Here is a 1,463-nt window from a genome sequence, read left to right on the forward strand (position 1 = left end):
CGCGATCCTTTCCCTGACGATGATCGACCAGGCAGTAGCTCACCTCCTTTTCTGGAAGGAATCTCAATGACCACGTCAAGCGGCAAGTGCCGTGACCTGCTGTGGCGGGACCGGGGAGAAGACCCGGTTGTCGCGCAGCAGGGCCCACAGCACGTCGACCAGACGGCGCGCGAGCGCGAGTAGGGCCTGGGTATGAAGCTTGTTCTCATCCCGTTTGCGCTGGTAGAAGGCACGCGAGAGGCCATCGGCGCGGATGCTGGACAGCGCGGCCATGTAGAACACCTGGCGCAGCGGCCGATGGTATCGCTTGGGCCGGCGGTTGTTGCCGGTGATCCGGCCCGAATCGCGTGGCACGGGGGCGAGCCCGGCATAGGAGGCCAGGCGGCCCGAGTGGGTGAACATGCCTCGCACGTCGCCACTGGTCGCGACAACGAACTGGGCACCGAGCAGCGGGCCCATGCCGGGCAGGCTCTCGATGATGTGCGCCTGGGGGTGGGTGCGGAACCGCTGAGCGATCAGCTTGTCGGCGTCCTTGATCTCCCGATCCAGCCCCAGCAGCTGGCGGGCGAGCTTCTTGACCAGGATCGCCGTGGTGGCCTCGCCGGGCAGCGCGACGGTCTGCCGGTCGGCCGCTGCCAGTGCGGTCGTGACCATGCCGTCGATGCCTTTGCGCCAGGCACCCTCTTCATGGAGGAAGGCGGCCAGGCCCTCGTGGCCGGCCTGGCGGATCTCCTCGGGCGTGCAGTAGCCGGAGACCAGGATCAGCGCCGAGCGGGTGGAGAAGTCGAAGCTGGCCTCCAGCCCCGGAAAGATGCTGGTGAGCAGTTCACGCAGCCGGTTCACGCCACGCACCCAGTCGGCCATCACGTCGGCTCGGTAGGAGGTCAGCCGGGTCAGCTCGACCACCAGCTCGTCGGTGGCGCTCAGCTCGGTCAGGTCACCGCGCATCCGGGCGGTGTCGGCGATGATCCGGGCGTCCTTGGCATCGGTCTTGCCCTCGCCGCGGAAGATCCCGGCCATCCCGTTGACCATCCGGCCGGGCACATAGACCACGCTCTGGCCGCTGGTCAGCAAGGTGGCCAGCAGCAACGCGGCAGGCGGGCTGACCAGGTCCACCGCCCACCGCACCTGGCCGCCGGTCTTGGCGGCCGTGGCCGCGGCACGCTCGATCAGCTCCTCGATCTGCCGCTGGCCGTTGCCGACCTTGACCGACCACAGCTTCTTGCCCGCCGCGTCGACCGCCGCCGCATGGTGGCTGCTCTTGCCCGCATCGATACCGATCCACACGCTCGTCGCCGTCACCCGGCCCGCCTTCCCGTTCTCGCAGGTCAACCCCGTGGACGACCCCGCCGGCAGGTCCCTAAACAGCGACGATTCGCATCAGATCTCAATCAGCGGCCAGGGCGTCCAGAACGACGAGGCGGCTATTCCTTTCAAGCCACAACTGCGGCAGACCCTCATCA

General features: G+C 67.9%; 1 protein-coding gene. It reads right to left on the bottom strand.

The genetic code is table 11. The features are described from left to right. Positions 1-75: 75 nt before the first annotated feature. The gene (locus IEZ06_RS35765) at positions 76-1,302 is read right to left on the bottom strand and encodes an IS110 family RNA-guided transposase (RefSeq protein ID WP_189241102.1); all 1,227 of its coding nucleotides are present in this window, start codon (positions 1,300-1,302) and stop codon (positions 76-78) included. Positions 1,303-1,463 lie beyond the last annotated feature (161 nt).

The sequence above is a fragment of the Planomonospora antibiotica genome (assembly GCF_014647955.1).
In the GTDB taxonomy this organism is placed as follows: domain Bacteria; phylum Actinomycetota; class Actinomycetes; order Streptosporangiales; family Streptosporangiaceae; genus Planomonospora; species Planomonospora parontospora.